Origin of the sequence: Mycobacterium sp. G7A2, assembly GCF_041902445.1 — a bacterium.
In the GTDB taxonomy this organism is placed as follows: domain Bacteria; phylum Actinomycetota; class Actinomycetes; order Mycobacteriales; family Mycobacteriaceae; genus Mycobacterium.
In genome coordinates, this window is the sequence record NZ_CP169251.1 from 1,293,546 (window position 1) to 1,311,732 (window position 18,187).

Annotated in this window: 17 protein-coding genes; 10 read left to right on the top strand and 7 right to left on the bottom strand. The window is 68.3% G+C overall.

The features are described from left to right. Positions 1-12: 12 nt before the first annotated feature. The 3 genes from ACEWX3_RS06295 to metG form a co-directional block, all read right to left on the bottom strand. Entirely contained in the window at positions 13-897 is an 885-nt protein-coding gene (locus ACEWX3_RS06295; protein WP_374158974.1) for an RNA polymerase sigma-70 factor, read from the bottom strand. Further along, positions 894-2,063, bottom strand: coding sequence for an NAD(P)/FAD-dependent oxidoreductase (locus ACEWX3_RS06300; RefSeq protein WP_374158975.1), 1,170 nt, complete (start codon positions 2,061-2,063; stop codon positions 894-896). Before ACEWX3_RS06300 ends, ACEWX3_RS06295 begins: the two co-directional genes overlap by 4 nt. A 139-nt stretch (positions 2,064-2,202) precedes the next feature. Continuing rightward, positions 2,203-3,735, bottom strand: coding sequence for a methionine--tRNA ligase (gene metG, locus ACEWX3_RS06305; protein WP_374158976.1), 1,533 nt, complete (start codon positions 3,733-3,735; stop codon positions 2,203-2,205). 28 nt (positions 3,736-3,763) lie between these two features. On the opposite strand from metG, the gene ACEWX3_RS06310 reads away from it, so the two are divergent. The 7 genes from ACEWX3_RS06310 (at position 3,764) to ACEWX3_RS06340 (ending at position 12,181) form a co-directional block, all read left to right on the top strand. Beyond that, on the top strand, positions 3,764-4,615 hold the full coding sequence (locus ACEWX3_RS06310) for a TatD family hydrolase (protein WP_374158977.1): 852 nt from the start codon (positions 3,764-3,766) through the stop codon (positions 4,613-4,615). A 79-nt stretch (positions 4,616-4,694) separates the two neighbouring features. Further along, complete coding sequence (locus ACEWX3_RS06315; RefSeq protein WP_207065899.1) at positions 4,695-5,822, top strand: resuscitation-promoting factor; 1,128 nt, start codon at positions 4,695-4,697, stop codon at positions 5,820-5,822. Then, a complete protein-coding gene (gene rsmA, locus ACEWX3_RS06320; RefSeq protein ID WP_207065898.1) occupies positions 5,819-6,745 on the top strand; it encodes a 16S rRNA (adenine(1518)-N(6)/adenine(1519)-N(6))-dimethyltransferase RsmA in 927 nt (308 codons plus the stop codon). The genes ACEWX3_RS06315 and rsmA overlap by 4 nt, the downstream gene beginning before the upstream one ends. A 47-nt stretch (positions 6,746-6,792) precedes the next feature. Then, complete coding sequence (locus ACEWX3_RS06325; protein WP_207065897.1) at positions 6,793-7,761, top strand: 4-(cytidine 5'-diphospho)-2-C-methyl-D-erythritol kinase; 969 nt, start codon at positions 6,793-6,795, stop codon at positions 7,759-7,761. A gap of 297 nt (positions 7,762-8,058) precedes the next feature. Continuing rightward, a complete protein-coding gene (locus ACEWX3_RS06330; RefSeq protein ID WP_221354746.1) occupies positions 8,059-9,693 on the top strand; it encodes a fatty acyl-AMP ligase in 1,635 nt (544 codons plus the stop codon). 123 nt (positions 9,694-9,816) lie between these two features. Further along, complete coding sequence (locus ACEWX3_RS06335) at positions 9,817-10,590, top strand: PTS sugar transporter subunit IIA (RefSeq protein ID WP_207065895.1); 774 nt, start codon at positions 9,817-9,819, stop codon at positions 10,588-10,590. Between the two features lie 19 nt (positions 10,591-10,609). Next, complete coding sequence (locus tag ACEWX3_RS06340; protein WP_221354750.1) at positions 10,610-12,181, top strand: PTS ascorbate transporter subunit IIC; 1,572 nt, start codon at positions 10,610-10,612, stop codon at positions 12,179-12,181. 43 nt (positions 12,182-12,224) lie between these two features. Here ACEWX3_RS06340 and ACEWX3_RS06345 read toward each other — a convergent pair whose 3' ends face one another. Then, positions 12,225-13,661, bottom strand: coding sequence for a lipase maturation factor family protein (locus ACEWX3_RS06345; RefSeq protein WP_374158978.1), 1,437 nt, complete (start codon positions 13,659-13,661; stop codon positions 12,225-12,227). 61 nt (positions 13,662-13,722) lie between these two features. Between ACEWX3_RS06345 and ACEWX3_RS06350 the strand changes: the two genes are divergently transcribed. Continuing rightward, positions 13,723-14,709, top strand: a complete 987-nt coding sequence (locus ACEWX3_RS06350; protein WP_374159801.1) for an ATP-binding cassette domain-containing protein — start codon at positions 13,723-13,725, stop codon at positions 14,707-14,709. Continuing rightward, positions 14,706-15,560 carry an ABC transporter permease gene (locus ACEWX3_RS06355; RefSeq protein WP_207065891.1) on the top strand — a complete coding sequence of 285 codons (855 nt, stop codon included), beginning with the start codon at positions 14,706-14,708 and terminating at the stop codon, positions 15,558-15,560. Before ACEWX3_RS06350 ends, ACEWX3_RS06355 begins: the two co-directional genes overlap by 4 nt. A gap of 68 nt (positions 15,561-15,628) precedes the next feature. On the opposite strand, the gene ACEWX3_RS06360 is transcribed toward ACEWX3_RS06355, so the two are convergent. Both ACEWX3_RS06360 and ACEWX3_RS06365 read right to left on the bottom strand, forming a co-directional pair. Further along, complete coding sequence (locus ACEWX3_RS06360; RefSeq protein WP_374158979.1) at positions 15,629-16,123, bottom strand: SRPBCC domain-containing protein; 495 nt, start codon at positions 16,121-16,123, stop codon at positions 15,629-15,631. 31 nt (positions 16,124-16,154) lie between these two features. Continuing rightward, positions 16,155-16,484, bottom strand: coding sequence for an ArsR/SmtB family transcription factor (locus ACEWX3_RS06365; RefSeq protein ID WP_374158980.1), 330 nt, complete (start codon positions 16,482-16,484; stop codon positions 16,155-16,157). Positions 16,485-16,574: 90 nt separating this feature from the next. On the opposite strand from ACEWX3_RS06365, the gene ACEWX3_RS06370 reads away from it, so the two are divergent. After that, a complete protein-coding gene (locus tag ACEWX3_RS06370) occupies positions 16,575-17,606 on the top strand; it encodes an epoxyqueuosine reductase (RefSeq protein WP_374158981.1) in 1,032 nt (343 codons plus the stop codon). Here the strand turns inward: ACEWX3_RS06370 and pth are convergent. Next, on the bottom strand, positions 17,603-18,181 hold the full coding sequence (gene pth, locus ACEWX3_RS06375; protein ID WP_374158982.1) for an aminoacyl-tRNA hydrolase: 579 nt from the start codon (positions 18,179-18,181) through the stop codon (positions 17,603-17,605). The genes ACEWX3_RS06370 and pth overlap by 4 nt on opposite strands. Positions 18,182-18,187: the final 6 nt, after the last annotated feature.

An 18,187-nucleotide genomic window follows, 5' to 3' on the forward strand; every position in this document is an offset into this window, starting at 1 on the left:
CCGGCGTGGGGGTCATCGGCCGATCTGACGGGGCACCATCACCGAGGCCAGCTTCTCCGGGTTGCGCATCGCATAGAAGTTCGTGATCCGGCCGTCCTCGACGTCGAACGTCACCACCCCTTCGAGGTGCTCGCCGAGGTACAGCACCATCGCCGGGGCACTGTTGTAGACCGCCGGCTCGACGCGTCCATCCGTGCCGGCCATCCGGGCGAAGCCCATCACCAGCCGCGCCACCCGGTCGGCGCCCAGCACCGGCCTGCGGGCCGCGCTGACCTTGCCGTCGCTGTCGGCAGTCCACGCCACGTCGGGGGCCAGCATGGCCATCAGCCCGTCCAGGTCGCCGGTGGCCGCCGCGGTGAAGAACCGCGCCGTGATCTCGGCGGAGACCTGCGGGTCGACGGGTTCGAACCGCTTGCGCCGGGACTGGACGTGTTCGCGGGCGCGGTGGGCCATCTGCCGCACCGCGGCCACCGACCGCCCCACGGCGGTGGCGATCTCGTCATGGCCGAAGCCGAACACCTCCCGCAGCACGAACACCGCGCGTTCGTCCGGGCTGAGCGTCTCGAGCACCACCAGCATCGCCATCGACACCGACTCGGCCAGCACCACGTCCGCCGACGGGTCCGGCTCGGTCAGCAGCGGCTCGGGCAGCCACGGGCCGATGTACTGCTCGCGGCGCCGGGACTGGGCGCGCAGCGCATTGAGGGCCTGTCGGGTGACCAGCTGGGCCAGGTAGGCCCTGCTGTCGCGCACCGTGGTCAGGTCGACCTCGGCCCAGCGCAGGTAGCTCTCCTGCAGCACGTCGTCGGATTCGGTGGCGCTGCCGAGGATCTCGTAGGCGATCGTGAACAGCAGAGGCCGCAGAGAGGTGAACCGCTCGGCGTGCTCGTCGGTCACGGTGCCGCCGCGACGTCAGCGGGTTCGGTGGTGCGTGCGGGCCCTTTGAGCGTCTTGTACGACCCCGGCTTCGCGGCTTCGCCGGCCAGCCACTTCACCGTGTAGCGGCACACCTGCTCCTTGACGAACGCGCCGGTGCGTCCGCCGAGGTAGACATTGACGGGGGTGTCGTCGGGGCGTTGCAGCTGCACGGTGCCGGCCCGCCGGCCCAAGCTGATGCACTGTCCGGTCATCGGCACGGTGGCGTCAGCGGGCACGTCGCCGGCGATGCGGGCCAGCACCGTCGCGGCCGCCTGCGCTCCCAGCGGCAGGCCGGCCTGGCAGCTCATCCGGTAGGGCTGTCCCGACGGCGCCGACGCGTCGCCGGCGGCGACGATGCGCTCGTCGTCGACGCTGGTCAGCGTTTCGTCGGTGACGAGACGGCCGATGCCGTCGGTGGTCAGTCCGCTGGCGGCGGCCAGGGCCGGAACTGCGAACCCGGCGGTCCACACCGTCGCCTCGCTGGCCAGGGTGCGGCCGTCGTCGAGCACGACGTGGCCGGGACCGACCGCGGCGACGGACCTCTGCTCGATCAGCGTGACACCGAGCTTGCGCAGCCGTTTGGTCACCGAGCGGCGGGCGGGCTTGCTCAGCGACGGACCGATGATGCTGCTGACCAGCGTCACGGCACGGCCCGCCTCGGCGAACTCGGCGGCGGCCTCGATACCGGTCAGCCCGGCTCCGACGACGACGACCGACGCCTGCAGGGGGAGGTCGGCCAGCCGGGTGCGTAGCCGCTGGGCCTGCTCCCACTCGCTGATCGGGTAGGCGAACTCGGCGGCGCCCGGCACCCCGGCCGGAGTCGCGGAGGTGCTGCCGACGGCGTAGACCAGGTAGTCGTAGTCCAGCGCCGATCCGGAGGCCAGCCGCACCCGCCGGGCCGCCGCGTCGATGTGCTCGGCGCTGTCGACGACGACGTGCACGCCCGGGTTGAGCACGGTCGTGAAGGTCTGGGTCGCCGGGTCGCCGTCGACGACCATCTGGTGCAGGCGGATGCGTTCGACGAAGTGTGGTCGCGGGTTGACCAGCGTGACGGCCACGTCGTCGCGGGTTTCGAGTCGGTTGGCGGCCATCACTCCGGCGTATCCGCCGCCGAGCACGACGACGTGGATCTGGTTTGTGGGCATGCCTACTCCTCGGGTCGGCCGGCTCCCTGTCGAGCCGGGGTGACCTTGAGACACCGGGGACGACCGAAGTGTGACACGGTGTGACCCAGCACACACAGGTAGCGGGTGTGACCCAGCGCACATATATAGAGGAAAGAACTCAGTCCGCCTGGTAGCGGGGAAACACCCCCGTGGGCGCGGGCAGCGCGGTGCCCGGCGCCAACCGCGTCGCGATCGCGGAGAACATCCGTTGGTCCTCGGGTTGCCCCAACAGGCTCAGCAGCGTGGCCATCGACGCCGGCATGACCGGCTGACTGAGCAGCGCGGCGATGCGCACCACCTCCAGCGTCGTGTAGAGCACGGTGGCGAACCGGTCGGGGTCGGTCTTGCGCAGCACCCAGGGTTCCTGCGCGGAGAAGTACCGGTTGGCGGCGCCCAGCACCGACCAGATGGCCTCGAGCGCCAGGTGCATCGCGGTCGCGTCGTAGTGGCCGCGCACCTTGTCCAGCAGCTCATCCGCGAGGGCCAGCAGCTCGCGGTCGGCGGCGCTGAAGTCCCCGGGTTGCGGGACGGTCGCATCGAGGTTCTTGGCGACCATCGACAACGAGCGCTGCGCGAGGTTGCCGAACTCGTTGGCCAGATCGGCGTTGATGCGGGCGACGATTCCTTCCGCGCTGTAGCTGCCGTCCTGGCCGAACGGGATCTCACGCAGCAGGAAGAAACGCACCGGGTCGACGCCGAACTCGTCGACGAGAGCCAGCGGATCGATCACGTTGCCCACCGACTTGCTCATCTTCTCGCCCTTGACGTTGATGAACCCGTGGGCGAAGACCCGCTTGGGCAGCTCGATGCCGGCCGACATCAGGAACGCCGGCCAGTACACCGTGTGGAACCGGATGATGTCCTTGCCGATCATGTGCAGGTCGGCCGGCCAGTAGCGGGTGAACATCGCCGATTCGGTGTCCGGAAAACCCACCCCGGTCAGGTAGTTCGTCAACGCGTCGACCCACACGTACATGACGTGGTCGGGGTGATCGGGGACGGGCACTCCCCAGTCGAAGGTCGTCCGCGAGATCGACAGATCGCGCAGGCCACCCGAGACGAAGCTGACGACCTCGTTGCGCCGCACGTCGGGTGCGATGAAGTCCGGGTGGGTGCGGTAGTGCTCGAGCAGCTTGTCGCCGTAGGCCGACAGCCGGAAGAAGTAGGTCTGCTCCTCGGTCCACGTCACCGGCGTGCCGGTCTCGATCGCGACGCGCACGCCGTCGCGTTCCTCGATCTCGTCCTCGGCGAAGAACCGCTCGTCGCGCACCGAGTACCAGCCCGCGTAGGTGCCCAGGTAGATGTCGCCGGCGTCGTTCATCCGCCGCCAGATCTCCTCGGAGGCGCGGAAATGGTCGTCGTCGCTGGTGCGGATGAACCGGTCGAAGGAGACGTCGAGGCGCTCCTGCATGCGCTGGAACATCTCGGAGTTGGTGCGGGCCAGCTCGGCGGTCGGCACCCCGAGCTTGGCGGCGGTCTCGGACATCTTCTGGCCGTGGACGTCGGTGCCGGTCAGGAACCGCACGTCGAAGCCGTCGAGTCGCTTGAACCGGGCGATGGCGTCGGTGGCGACCTTCTCGTAGGCGTGGCCGATGTGCGGCGCACCGTTGGGGTAGTCGATCGCCGTGGTGACGTAGTAGGGCTGGCTCATGTCAGGGTCAACCCTAAAGTAGGCGGATGTGAGCTCCCAGAAAGAGCGGCGTGAGCCGCCTCCCATCCCGGAGCCCGTCGGTCGGCTGATCGACGCGCACACCCACCTCGACGCGTGCGGCGCCGTCGACGCCGCCGACGTGGGGGTGATCCTCGACCGGGCCGGTCAGGCCGGGGTGGCGGCCGTCGTGACGATCGCCGACGACCTGGACGCCGCCCGGTGGGCCGCGCAGGCGGCCGACTGGGATCCCCGGGTCTACGCCGCGGTGGCGCTGCACCCGACCCGCGCGGACGCGCTGACCGACGCCGCGAAGGCCGAGCTCGAGCAGCTGGCGGGCCGGGAAAGGGTGGTCGCGGTCGGCGAGACGGGACTGGACCTGTACTGGCCGGGCCGGCTGCAGGGGTGCGCCGAACCGGCGCAGCAGCGCGAGGCGTTCGCCTGGCACATCGACCTGGCCAAGCGGACGGGCAAGCCGTTGATGATCCACAACCGCGACGCCGACGCCGAGGTGCTCGACGTGCTGCGCGCCGAGGGCGCTCCCGAGACCGTGATCTTCCACTGTTTTTCGTCGGGTCCCGAGATGGCGCGCACGTGCGTCGACGCCGGCTGGATCCTCAGCCTGTCGGGCACCGTGAGCTTCCGAAATGCCCGTGAGCTGCGCGAAGCCGCCCCGCTGATCCCGGCCGGGCAGATGCTCGTGGAGACCGATGCGCCGTTTCTGACCCCGCACCCGTATCGAGGCGCGCCGAACGAGTCCTACTGTCTGCCCTACACTGTGCGAGCGTTGGCCGAACTCGTCGGCCGGCCTGCGGAGGAACTCGCCGAGGAGAGCTCCGCGACGGCGAATCGGGTGTACGGCTGGGAAAGTTGCCGCTCGTAGGCCTTTTCGTTACCGTTCTGTGATCGAACATGAGCCGGATTACCGACGGCCCATGGTGCTTAAGTCGGGGTCTTACGACGTGAATGCAGTGAACAAACTCCATCAATCGCGCTCGCCCATGCTGCGGGTGCTGGTCGCCGCGACGCTGTTGGCGCTGGTCTTTGCCGGTGGCACCGCCGTCGCCGCACACAAGACCGTGACGCTGAGCGTCGACGGCGCCTCGATGACGGTGCCGACGATGAAGTCCCGGGTGATCGACGTCGTCAAGGAGAACGGGTTCGACGTCGGCGAGCGCGACGACCTCTACCCGGCCGCAGACAGCCCCGTGCACCAGTCCGACACCATCGTCCTGCGCCGCAGCCGGCCGTTGGAGATCTCCACCGACGGCGGCGGCACCGAGCAGGTGTGGACCACCGCCGCCACCGTCGACGAGGCGCTGGCGCAGCTGAGGATGACCGACAAGGCGCCGCTGGCCGCCTCGCGCGGCTCCCGCGTCCCGCTGGGTGGGATGGCGTTGCCGGTGGTCAGCCCCAAAACGGTGCGGCTCGACGACGGCGGCGCGGTGCGCACCGTGCATCTGGCCGCCCCCAACGTCGCGGCTCTGCTCGAGGCGGCGGGTGCCCCGCTGCAGCAAAGCGACATCGTCGTGCCGGCACCGTCGGCGCGCGTCGTCGACGGCATGGAGATCACCGTCACCCGGATGCGCATCGAGAAGGTCACCGAGCGTCTGCCGCTCACGCCGAACAACCAGCGCATCGAGGACGTGACGCTGAACATGAGCCGCCAGATCGTCGAAGACCCCGGGATGCCGGGCGTCCAGGACGTCACCTTCGCGGTTTCCACGGTCAACGGCGTCGAGACCGGCAGGTTGCCAGTAGCCAATGTCGTCGTGAATCCTGCGCGCGACGGTGTGCTCCGCGTCGGCGCGAAACCGGGCACCGAAGTGCCGGCGGTGTCCAATGGAGCGACGTGGGATGCCCTTGCTCGTTGCGAAGCCGGAGGTAATTGGGCGATCAACACGGGCAACGGATATTTCGGTGGCGTTCAATTTGATCAAAACACCTGGGAGCGCAACGGTGGTCTGAGGTATGCTCAGCGAGCGGATCTGGCAACGAGAGAAGAGCAGATCGCGATAGCTGAAGTAACTCGGGCGCGCCAAGGTTGGGGAGCGTGGCCGACCTGTAGCGGGAGGATCGGTGCGCGATGACAATTCGGCTCCTCGGGCGAACCGAGATTCGACACCTGGCTAAGTCGATTGACTTCCGGCCACGCAAGTCGTTCGGTCAGAACTTCGTCCACGACGCCAACACGGTGCGGCGCATCGTGTCCGCGTCCGGCGTCAACAGGTCTGATCATGTGCTCGAGGTGGGTCCCGGCCTGGGATCGCTGACCCTGGCGCTGCTGGACCGCGGAGCACGGGTGACCGCAGTCGAGATCGACCCGGTGCTGGCACGTCAGCTGCCCACCACGATCGCCGACCATTCGCACAGCGAGGCGAACCGCTTCAAGGTCATCAACCAGGACATCTTGACCTTTGAGCAATCCGAGATGCCAGACCCGCCGACTGCAGTTGTGGCAAATTTGCCCTACAACGTCGCCGTCCCCGCGCTGCTGCATCTGCTCGCCGAGTTCCCCAGCATCCGCACCGTCATGGTCATGGTGCAGGCCGAGGTCGCCGAGCGGCTTGCTGCCGAGCCGGGCGGCAAAGACTACGGCGTGCCGAGCGCCAAGATGCGGTTCTTCGGGAACGTGCGACGCTACGGCAGCGTCTCACCGACCGTCTTCTGGCCGATCCCGCGGGTGTACTCCGGCCTGGTGCGCATCGACCGCTACGAGACGTCCAAGTGGCCGACCGATCCCGAGTTCCGGCAGCAGGTCTTCGACCTCATCGACATCGCGTTCGCGCAGCGGCGCAAGACATCGCGCAACGCGTTCGCCGAGTGGGCGGGCTCCGGCAACGAGTCGGCCAGCCGGCTGCTCGCCGCCAGCATCGACCCGTCGCGCCGTGGGGAGACGCTCGCCATCGACGACTTCGTGCGGCTGCTGCAGCGCTCCTCGGACTGGCACGTCGTGCCCAAGCCCGAGCCCGTCCGGGAACTCGTCGAGGACGAAGAGACCCAAGTCCACTGAACCGGACCGGAGTTCACGCGTAGCAGTGCGCGCGTTACTGTCGATCGGTGTCCGCGCATGACGGCAATACGGCACCGGAGTGGGTTCCCACCGGTTCGGTGACCGTCCGGGTCCCCGGCAAGGTCAACCTCTATCTCGATGTGGGTGATTGCCGCCCGGACGGCTATCACGAACTCACGACGGTCTTCCACGCGGTGTCGTTGCTCGACGAGGTCACGGTGACCACCGCCGACCTGTTGTCGCTGGAGCTGACCGGCGAGGGCGCCGACTCGCTGCCCACCGACGAGCGCAACCTGGCGTGGCGGGCGGCGGAGTTGATGGCCGAGCACGTCGGCCGCGCACCGGACGTGTCGATCTCGATCGAGAAGACCATTCCCGTCGCCGGCGGGATGGCGGGCGGCAGTGCCGACGCGGCGGCCGTGCTGGTCGCGATGAACGAGCTGTGGGAGCTCGGCGTGCCCCGCCGGGACCTGCACGCCCTGGCCGCCCAGCTGGGCAGTGACGTCCCGTTCGCGCTGCACGGCGGAACCGCGCTGGGCACCGGCCGCGGCGAGGAACTCGCCACCGTGCTGACCCGCCACACGTTCCACTGGGTGCTCGCGTTCTCGCCGGGAGGCCTGTCGACACCGGCCGTTTTCGCCGAGATCGACCGGCTGCGCGCCGAGGGTGGCCGCACGCTGCCGCCCCGGTTGGAGAGCCCGGAGCCGCTGCTGGCCGCGCTGTCCTCGGGTGACCCCGCCGAGCTCGCGCCGCTGCTGGGCAACGACCTGCAGCCGGCCGCGCTGAGCCTCGATGCCTCGCTGCGCCGCACACTGCGCGCCGGGCTCGAGGCGGGCGCGCTGGCCGGCGTGGTGTCCGGATCGGGCCCCACGTGTGCGTTCCTGTGCGCGTCGGCCGGAGCGGCGCTCGACGTCGGCACCGAGCTCGCCGGCGCCGGGGTGTGCCGCACGGTCCGGGTGGCCAGCGGGCCGGTGCACGGTGCCCGCGTCGTGCCGACGCCGTCGCCGGCGAGCTGAGGCGCAGCCGGGTGTGACTCATGCCTCAAAAGCCGCGATCGTTTGGCAGTTACTTAAGAGTTGCTTAAGATGATCGGCGGTGAGAGCTAGCGGTCGAGAAGTGGACGCAACGAGCTTGCCCACCGGGAGAACTCTCGGTGGGTGCTTGGGTGAATCTGATCGCGGCTTCGGGACATCACCGATTCGAGACACAACCGCTCCCCAAATGTGTGCGCGCCTCCGTGAAAACGCCTCCCAACAGGCGGAACATGGACAAAGCGCGTTTTCGACGGGGCAGATGTCGGCGAGGAGGTCGTCGTGAGCAGATTCACCGAGAAGATGTACCGCAATGCCCGCACCAGCAACCGCGGAATGGTGACCGGCGAGCCGTACGAACCGGTTCGGCACACCTGGGGTGAGGTGCACGAGCGAGCGCGGCGCATCGCCGGCGGTCTCGCCGCGGCCGGCGTCGGACTCGGCGACGCGGTCGGCGTGCTCGCGGGTTTCCCGGTCGAGATCGCCCCGACCGCGCAGGGGCTGTGGATGCGTGGCGCCAGCCTGACCATGCTGCACCAGCCGACCCCCCGCACCGACCTGGCGGTGTGGGCCGAGGACACGATGACCGTCATCGGGATGATCGAGGCCAAGGCCGTCATCGTCTCCGAACCGTTCCTGGTGGCGGTGCCGGTGCTCGAGGAGAAGGGCATCACCGTCCTCAAGGTGGACGACCTGCTGGCGGCCGATCCGGTCGACCCCCTCGAGGTGGGCGAGGACGAGCTGGCGCTGATGCAGCTGACGTCGGGCTCCACCGGGTCTCCGAAGGCCGTCCAGATCACCCACCGCAACATCTACTCCAACGCCGAGGCCATGTTCATCGGCGCGCAGTACGACGTCGAGACCGACGTCATGGTCAGCTGGCTGCCCTGTTTCCACGACATGGGCATGGTCGGCTTCCTGACCATCCCGATGTACTTCGGCGCCGAGTTGGTCAAGGTCACGCCGATGGACTTCATGCGGGACACCCTGCTGTGGGCCAAGCTGATCGACAAGTACAAGGGCACGATGACCGCGGCGCCGAACTTCGCCTACGCGCTGTTCGCCAAGCGGTTGCGCCGCCAGGCCAAGCCCGGCGAGTTCGACCTGTCGACGTTGCGCTTCGCACTGTCGGGCGCCGAGCCGGTCGAGCCCGCCGACGTCGAGGATCTGCTGGACGCCGGTAAGCCGTTCGGACTGGACCCGGGTGCGATCCTGCCCGCCTACGGCATGGCCGAGACCACGCTGGCGGTGTCGTTCTCGCCGTGCGGCCAGGGTCTGACCGTGGACGAGGTCGATGCCGACCTGCTGGCCGCGCTGCGCCGCGCGGTCCCGGCGACCAAGGGGCACACCAAGCGCCTTGCCGAACTCGGTCCGCTGTTGACCGACCTCGAAGCCCGCGTCATCGACGACCACGGTGAGGTCATGCCGGCCCGCGGGGTCGGGGTGATCGAGCTGCGCGGCGAGTGCGTGACGCCCGGCTACATGACCATGGGCGGGTTCATCCCCGCGCAGGACGAGCACGGCTGGTACGACACCGGCGACCTCGGTTACATGACCGAAGAGGGCAACGTGGTGGTCTGCGGTCGCGTCAAGGACGTCATCATCATGGCCGGCCGCAACATCTATCCGACCGACATCGAGCGCGCCGCCGGCCGGGTGGACGGGGTGCGTCCGGGGTGTGCGGTGGCGGTGCGTCTGGACGCCGGCCATTCCCGCGAGACCTTCGCCGTCGCGGTCGAGTCCAATGCCTGGCAGGACCCGGTCGAGGTCCGCCGGATCGAGCATCAGGTGGCCCACGAGGTCGTCGCCGAGGTGGACGTGCGCCCCCGCAACGTCGTGGTGCTCGGGCCGGGCAGCATCCCGAAGACGTCGTCGGGCAAGCTGCGCCGCTCCACCTCGGTCTCCCTGGTCACCTAGGTTCGGCGAACGCGCGAGTCTGTGCAGCCGCGCGTCGCTGTTCCCGGCAGGTCGTGCGCGCTCGTCGCCGGGTGAGCGCGCAAACCGGGTAACCGCGCCGACGGGTTTGGGTAGGGTTCGGCCATGGCCGACCTGCTCGAGCTACTGTCTGCGAACTGCATCGCGCTGGACGTGGCCGCGGAAACCTGGCAGGAATCGATCGTCGCGGCCGGTGAATTACTGGAACACGCCGGCATCGCCGACGCCCCCTACACGCAGTCGATGATCGACAACGTCGAAACCAACGGCCCCTACATCGTGGTGGCCCCGGGCTTCGCCTTTGCACACGCCCGACCGTCTCCTGCCGTCCACCACACCGGTATGTCCTGGGTGCGACTGGCCCAGCCAGTTTCCTTCGGCCACAAGACCAACGACCCGGTGTCCCTGGTCGTCGCACTGGCCGCCACCGACTCCGGAGCCCACAACACCGCGATGGCCGAGTTGGCCAAGCTACTCGGTGACACCGACCGGCGTGCTGCACTGGAGTCCGCGGCGACCCCCGACGAGTTGCTCGCGGCGCTGGGTTCCACGGCGCCGGCGTCGGCACCCGCATCCAGCGGTGCGTCGCAGCCCAAGAACCTGATCCTGACAGTCTGCGGAAACGGCTTGGGCACCAGCCTTTTCCTGAAGAACACACTCGAGCAGGTGCTGTCCACGTGGGGGTGGGCGCCGTTCATCAAAGTCGAGGCCACCGACACCATCTCGGCCAAGGGCAGGGCCAAAGAAGCCGACCTGATCCTGACGTCCGGCGAGATCGCCCGAACCCTCGGCGATGTGGGAGTGCCCGTCAAGGTGATCGAGAACTTCACCTCCACGCGCGAGATCGATTCCACGCTGCGCGACTCCTACGACGTCTGACCTCACCAAGGAGTTCATCGTGAATTGGCTGGTAAGCATCGCCGAGTTCGTCGTCAACGAAATACTTTCTGTACCAGCCTATCTCATCGGCATCATCACAGCTGTCGGGTTGATCGCGCTGCGTAAGTCCACCGGCCAGGTGATCGGCGGAGCGCTGAAGGCCACGTTGGGCTTTCTGCTCATCAGCGCGGGCGCCACCCTGGTCGTGTCGTCGCTGCAACCCCTGGGCGTGATGATCCAGGGGGCCGCAGGAACCAAGGGGGTCGTGCCCACCAACGAGGCCATCGTCGGGATCGCCCAGGACCAGTTCGGCGGCCAGGTCGCCTGGTTGATGATCCTCGGCTTCGCCATCAGCCTGTTGCTGGCGCGGTTCACCCCGCTGCACTACGTGTTCCTGACCGGACACCACACGCTGTTCATGGCCACGCTGCTGACCATCGTGCTCGCGACCTCGGGACTGCCCGCGGTCACCGTCGTCGTGGTCGGTGGTGTGCTGCTGGGCGTCGTCATGGTCGCCCTGCCGGCCATCTCACAGCCGTGGACGAAACGCATCACCGGCGACGACAGCATCGCCATCGGGCACTTCGGCACGCTCGGCTACATCGCGTCGGGTATCACCGGTCGGTTTGTCGGCGGTGCGAAGAGCCGATCCACCGAAGACCTCAAACTGCCGGAATCCCTGCGCTTTCTGCGGGACTCCATGGTGGCGACGGCGTTGTCGATGGTGCTGATGTATGTGATCGTCTCGCTGATCTATCTGGCCCGGGCCGGGCAGGACACGGCGTTCCAGGCGTTCGCCGACGACACCGGTGCCGGCGCGGCCAGCGGCGTCGGCAACTACCTGATGATGGGTGTGACGCAAGGGCTGAGCTTCGGTGTCGCGGTCGCGGTGATCCTGTTCGGCGTCCGGACCATCCTCGGTGAACTGGTCCCGGCGTTCCAGGGCATCGCCGAGCGGATGGTCCCAGGCGCGGTACCCGCCCTCGACGCCCCGATCGTCTTTCCCTTCGCGCAGAACGCCGTCCTGATCGGCTTCATCTCCAGCTTCGTGGCCGGGTTGGCCGGGTTGGCCGTGCTGTCGTTGTGGCTCGGCCCGGCATTCGGTTGGGTGCTGGTGCTGCCCGGGTTGGTTCCCCACTTCTTCACCGGTGGCGCAGCGGGCGTCTACGGCAACGCCACTGGAGGGCGACGGGGCGCGATCGCCGGCGGGTTCGTCAACGGACTGCTGATCACCTTCCTGCCGGCGCTGCTGGTGCGGGTGCTCGGGTCGTTCGGTGAAGAGAACACCACCTTCGGTGACGCCGACTTCGGCTGGTACGGGATCCTGCTGGGCAACGCCGCCAAACTGGGGACGGTCTGGGGCGTGGTGGTGATGCTGTTGATCGGCGCGACCCTGCTGGGGCTGGCCATCGCCGTGCAACGCAAACTCGTCGACACCGGCTGGGATCCGTCGCCGGGGCGCCCCGCGCCCGGCGGCTCCGGCTCCGCCGAGTCGGCCTCGGCCGGCGACACCGCGGTGAATGGTGCGCGCAGCTACCCGAAGATCCCGGCTCCGCACGGCGCGCCCGCGCCGCCGCCACCGCCGAAGTGACGGAAGCCTCGAACGGCAGGTAGCGCTCGCGCGCAGGTGACGCTCACCGCTGCCGGTCCAGGGATACCGGCGGGAGGTATTCACCGACCAGCTCGCGGTGCCACCACGCCCCGTCGCGGCGCAGTTCCTGCCAGGTGGTGAAGCGGTATTCGTACAGGCGCGCCCGCACGTAACGCGGCGGCGCGTCGGGAAACGGGTTGTGCCGCAGCAACCGCAGCGTCGCCGCGTCGTTGCGCAGCAACCGGGTGACCAGCGGGCGGAACCAGTCCGCCGCGAAGCTCGGCGACAGTGCGGCGAACCACATCATCCAGTCCAGGCGCAGGTGGTACGGCGCCCATTGGCGGGGCATCCGGCGCGGGTCGCCGGGCTTGCCCTTGAAGCCGTACTCGCGCCAGAGTGGCTCCTCACCGAGCGCGTCGGAGGTGCCTTCCAGGACGACCTCGTAGCGGACCCGGCCGATGCTGCCGAACGCACCGTAGGTGTTGACCAGGTGCAGTGAGTTGAACGACGCGTTCATCCGTTGGCCGCGTCCGATCATGTTGCGCACCGGCCAGTAGCTCAGCACCAGTGTCAGCGCAGCAGCGGCGACGACGAGCGCCGCGAACCACAGCGGCGATCCGGCCTGCGGCGGCGGGTCGCCCAGCGGCAGCACCGACGCGAAGGCCGTGTGATCGAGCGCGGCGAAGGCCAGGATGATCGTCAGCCAGTTCAGCCAGGCGAAGTTCCCCGACGCCACCAGCCACAACTGGGTGACGATGACGACGACGCCGGCGACGGGACCGACCGGCTGCGGCGCGAACAACGCGAACGGCACCACCAGCTGCGAGAAGTGGTTGCCGGCGACTTCCACCCGGTGCAGCGGTCTGGGCAGGTGGTGGAAGAACCAGCTCAGCGGGCCGGGCATGGGCTGAGTCTCGTGGTGGTAGTCCAGGCAGGACAGGTCGCGCCAGCATTCGTCGCCGCGCAGTTTGATCAGCCCGGCCCCGAACTCGACGCGGAACACCAGCCACAGCACCAGCCACAACGCGGGAAGCGGCGGTGCGATGTCGTCATTGCCAAGGAACGCCGCCACGAATCCGGCTTCCAGCAGCAGCGATTCCCAGCCGAAGCCGTACCAGCGCTGCCCCACGTTGACGATCGACTGGTAGAGCACCCACAGCACCAGCCAGGTCACCAGCGCGGCCCACAGCGGCACGACGTCGATCAGTCCCGCGACGACGCCCGCCGAGACTGCGGCGCCGAACCAGCACACCGCGGCGAAGAACCGGTCGGAGTAGTGCAGCTGGAACACGCTCGGCGCCGCGCGGAACGGGACGCGCTCCACGAACCGGGGGACCGGGAGCATGCCCTGTTCTCCGATGAGCGCGCGGAACTGCCGGCCCGCCGCGACGAACGCGATCAGATAGATCGCGGCCACGCCGCGTTGCACGAGCTCACGGGCCAGCCAGTACTCCGGCGCGCTGAACCACTGCGCGTCCACGCTGGGCGGGTACCCGGGCGGCGAGGGTTCGAACGGGATGGAGAAGAAAACGGTTGGGCAGATGTCGGTCGGCGCGGATACCGTCGACGCCATGCAGTGGGCCATCGAAGCCATCGATCTGGTGAAGCGGTTCGGGGACCACACCGCCGTCGACGGCGTCAGCTTCGCCGTGCCGGCCGGCACGGTATTGGGCTTGCTGGGCCCCAACGGCGCCGGCAAGACCACCACCGTGCGGATGATGACGACGCTGACCGAGCCGACCGCCGGCACCGCCCGCGTCGCGGGCCACGACGTGCGCACCGACCCTGACGCGGTGCGCCGCAACATGGGGCTGACCGGTCAGGTCGCCACCGTCGACGAGTTGCTGACCGGCCGGGAGAACATCCGCATGATCGGCGGTCTCTACGGCATCCGCCGCCGTGATCTGGCCCTCCTCGGTGAGCAGTTGCTGGAGCAGTTCTCGCTGACCGACGCCGGTGACCGGGCGGTCAGGTCCTACTCCGGCGGGATGCGCCGCCGCCTGGATCTCGCGGTCAGCCTGCTGGCATCGCCGCCGGTGTTGTTCCTCGACGAGCCGACCACGGGGCTGGACCCGCGCAGCCGCAGCGAGTTGTGGGACGTACTGCGCGGATTGGTCGCCCAGGGCACCACCTTGCTGCTGACCACGCAGTATCTGGAAGAGGCCGATCAGCTGGCCGACAACATCGTCGTCATCGACCGCGGCCGGATCATCGCCGAGGGTTCACCGAGAGAACTCAAGCAGCAGGCCGGCCGGGCCAGCCTGGTCGTGACGGTCACCGCCGGCGCGGACGTGGCGGCCGCTGAGACGCTGCTGCGCCGAACCGGGGCCGAGGTGTTCGTCGATCACGCCGCCCGGCAGTTGACCGCGGCCGCCGACGGTATCGACGACATGATCCAGGTGGCGGGCCGGCTGCGCGACAGCGGCATCGGCGTCGACGACATCGGGTTGTCTCGGCCCAGCCTCGACGATGTGTTCCTGACCCTGACCGGGCATCGCACCGAGGACTCCGAGGAGGTCGGCGCATGACCGCGCTGCAGACCACGCCGCAGACGCCGATGACGCCGCGTCCGGTACCGACGCACCGTACCAACCTGGCACAGCAGTCGTGGATCATGGTCAAGCGCAACATGATCCACACCAAGCGGATGCCGGAGATGCTCAGCGACGTCACCGCGCAGCCGATCATGTTCGTGTTGCTGTTCGCCTTCGTCTTCGGGGCCTCGATCACCAACACCGGTGGGGCGTCCTACCGGGAGTTCCTGCTGCCCGGCATCCAGGCGCAGACCATCGTGTTCTCCGCATTCGTGGTGGCGGCCGGTATCACCGCCGATGTCGAGAAGGGCATCATCGACCGGTTCCGCGCATTGCCCATCTCGCGGTCCTCGGTGCTGATCGGGCGCAGCATCGCCAGCGTGATCCATTCCTCGTTGGGGGTGGTGGTGATGGCGGTGACCGGGCTGGCGATCGGGTGGCGTATCCGCAACAGCGTGGGTGAAGCGGTGCTGGCCTTCGCGCTGCTGTTGCTGTTCGGCTTCGCGATCATCTGGTTCGGCATCCTGATCGGCTCGTTGATGCGGACCGTCGAGGCGGTCAACGGGGTGATGTTCACCGCGCTGTTCCCGATGACGTTCCTGGCCAACACGTTCGTGCCGACCGAGCCGATGCCGCACTGGCTGCGGGTGATCGCCGAATGGAACCCGGTGTCCTCGCTGGCGCAGGCCATGCGTGAACTCTGGGGCAACGGCGGCCCAGCGCCGGCGAGCGCACAGCTGCCGCTGCACCATCCGGTGCTCTCGACGGTGCTGTGGTCATTGGCGCTGACGGCCGTGTTCGCGCCGTTCGCGCTGTATGCCTACCGCCGCCGCACCTCCGACTGAGCCCGATCTCACGTTGGGACTGCAGCCAGCGCGGTACGCACTCGCATTTCGTCGCGGCCAGCGCAGTCTCAACGTGAGGTGAGCAGCTTGTCCAGCTTGTCGAGTTGCGCCTTGTAGCCGAATTTCATGCCGAAGACCGCCATCTTGGCCTTGGCACCGATGTGGGTGATCGCGATGTGCAGCCTGACGGTCGTGGTGCCGTCGGATTCGGTGAAGGTCACGTCGTTGGTGTGATGGATTGTCGAGCCTTCCTCGTCCCCCTCGGTCCACGACCTGGCGTCGTAGGTCAGCCGGTCGGTGGGTTCGATCCGGGTGAAGGTGGCGGCCATCGGCCAGCGCGTTCCGGCGTACTTGCCCATCGCCTCGCCGGCTTCCATGACGAGATACAGCTCACCGCCGACGCGCAGGTCGACCCGGCATTCGGGGATGAACGTCTTCTCCGGTCCCCACCATTGGCGCAGCATGTCGGGATCGGTCCAGGCCTGCCACACCGCCGCCCGCGGGGCGCGGTACGTGCGCTCGAAGTCGAGTTGCTTGGTCTTCTTGAACAGCTGCAAGATCATGCGGTGTCTCCAGATTCGCGGGTGTGATTTGTCATTCCTGTTGGTGCTCAGCATTATCGAGGGTTTCGAGGAATGCGCCGAGGGAGTCGAGGCGCGCGTGCCACAGCTGCTCGAAGGAGCCGGCCCACCGCTCGATCTCCTCGAACGGTGCGCGCTCGAGGTGGTAGATGCGGTGCCGGGCGATGGCCTCGACCGCGACGATCCCCGAATCGCCAAGCACCCGAAGGTGTTTGCTCACCTGCGGCTGCCGGATCTCGAGTGACTCGGCGATCTCGCCGACCGATCGTGGCCCGGTGCGCAGCAATTCGACGATTCGCAGCCGACTCGGCTCGGCGAGTGCTCCGAACACCGTCGCGTGCATGGGCCCACGCTAAGACCGTGACGTATTCCTGTCAAGGAATACGTCGCGAGGGGTTGCCCGCCTCTGGGTATAGCTATATATACTCAGCTGATGACCGCCAAGCTGCCGCCCCGACTGGCCGAACACCCCACGGTGCGCGCTGTGCGCGCCCGTCCGACGACCCGTCCGGGTCCCCTGGACGCCGCGTGGCTTCGGCAGGTGTGCCTGGATGCCGGCGTCGACGACGTCGGTTTCGCCGCGGTCGACGACCCCGCGCTCGGCGACGAACGGGCCCACGCCGACGCGGCATTACCGGGCGCGCTCAGCTACCTGTCGCTGGTGGTCAAGATGAATCGCGACAACGTGCGCTCGACCGCGCGCAGCGTCGCCAACCAGGAGTTCCATCGCAGCGGCGAGATCATGAACGAGGCGGCGCACCGCATCACCCGGGTGTTGCAGGATGCCGGGCACCGCGTGGTCAATCCCTCGGCGACGTTCCCGATGGAGATGGACCGCTTCCCGGGCCGGATCTGGGTGATCGCGCACAAGCCCGTCGCCGTGGCCGCCGGCATGGGCGTGATGGGCATCCACCGCAACGTCATCCACCCGCGGTTCGGCAACTTCGTGCTGCTCGGCACCATCCTGGTCGCCGCCCCGATCACCGAATACAGCCGGCCACTGGACTATTCGCCGTGCCTGGAGTGCAAGCTGTGTGTGGCGGCCTGCCCGGTCGGGGCGATCAAGAAGGACGGCGACTTCGACTTCATGGCCTGCTCGGTGCACAACTATCGCGAGTTCATGGGCGGCTTCACCGACTGGGCCCAGACGGTCGCCGACAGTGCCGACGCCGCGGACTTCCGCTCCCGGGTGACGGATTCGGAAAACGCCTCGATGTGGCAGAGTCTGTCGTTCAAGGCCAACTACAAGGCCGCGTACTGCCTGGCGGTGTGCCCGGCCGGCGAGGACGTCATCGAACCGTATCTCGATGACCGCAAGGGATTCATGGACCTGGTTCTCAAACCCTTGCAGGACAAGGTCGAAACGCTGTACGTCCTGCCGAATTCCGACGCCGAGCGGCATGCGCGCAGACGCTATCCCCACAAGCCGGTCAAGACCGTGGACAGTGGCCTGAACCTGCGTTAACCCCAGGCGTGCACGGTGTTCTGGGCCGGTTCCAGTCCTTCGGCGATCAGCAGCTCGGTCGCGTCGGCGGCCTGTTCGCAGATCGTGGGTACCTCGTCGCGTTCCCCGGTGTTGAACGGCTGCAGAACATAGGCGGCCGGGTCCTGACGTCCGGGGGGCCTGCCGATGCCGATGCGCACCCGCTGAAAGTCCTTGGTGCCCAACGCTGACGCCACCGAACGCAGACCGTTGTGGCCGCCTTCGCCGCCTCCGCGCTTGAGCCGGATCCGGCCGAAGTCGATGTCGAGTTCGTCGTGGATGACGACGATGTCGGCGGGGGACACCGAATAGAACTTGGCCAGCGGGCCGACCTGTCGGCCTGATTCGTTCATGTACACCCGCGGTTTGGCGAGCACCACCGAGCGGCCGGCGAGCCGCCCGGTGGCCACCTCGGCGCCCGACTTCTTGTGCACCTTGAAGCCATCGCCGAGGCGGCCCGCCAGGATGTCGGCCACCATGAACCCCACGTTGTGCCGGGTCTTGGCGTAGTTCGGCCCGGGGTTGCCCAGGCCGACCACCAGAAGCGGATCGGCCATCTCAGG